The sequence below is a fragment of the Psychrobacter sp. FME6 genome (genome assembly GCF_014861365.1).
Taxonomy (GTDB): Bacteria; Pseudomonadota; Gammaproteobacteria; order Pseudomonadales; family Moraxellaceae; genus Psychrobacter.
Genome location: NZ_RRYW01000239.1, coordinates 1 through 674, shown reverse-complemented (window position 1 = coordinate 674; position 674 = coordinate 1). Strand labels below are relative to the sequence as shown.

Below are 674 nucleotides of genomic sequence, written 5' to 3'. Positions count from 1 at the left end.
ACCTTACGCTTATTCACCGCCGTTCGAATCACACTGTTTAGCGACTCTATCGCATTGGTGGTATAAATCGCTCTTCTGATGTCTTTAGGATAACCAAAGAACACCGTTAAGCCCTCCCAGTTATTGCGCCAAGACTTGATGACATGCGGGTACTCTTTACCCCATACTTCATCAAAGTGCTCAAGGTTGGCCTCTGCCATCTCAAGCGTATCAGCACCGTAGATGGCCTTTAAATCAGCTGCTACGGCCTTCTTGTCCGTCCAAGGTACGAACTTCATCGAATAGCGCACCATATGCACGATACACAGCTGAACCTGAGCGTTAGGGTAGACCGTATTGATGGCATCAGGGAAGCCTTTTAAACCATCGACACAGGCAATAAGGATATCTTGAACCCCGCGGTTTTGTAGCTCAGTGAGAACACCAAGCCAGAATTTAGCGCCCTCGTTCTCTGATAGCCACATGCCAAGCAGCTCTTTTTTACCATCAAGAGCAACGCCTAAGGCCAGATAGATAGCTTTGTTGATGATCTGCTTGTCCTGACGAACTTTGACGACAATGCAGTCTAAGTAGACGATAGGATAGACGCTGCTCAGTGGCCGGTTCTGCCAAGCGGTGATGTCATCCAAGATGTTGTCAGTGACTCTGGAAACCAAGCTGCTTGAGATGTCGAC

1 protein-coding gene is annotated in these 674 nt (G+C 48.2%); it reads right to left on the bottom strand.

All coding sequences use genetic code 11. The features are described from left to right. Nucleotides 1–674, bottom strand: a 674-nt coding sequence (locus tag EI162_RS14435) for an IS256 family transposase (RefSeq protein ID WP_192524982.1), incomplete at both ends; no start/stop codon positions are given.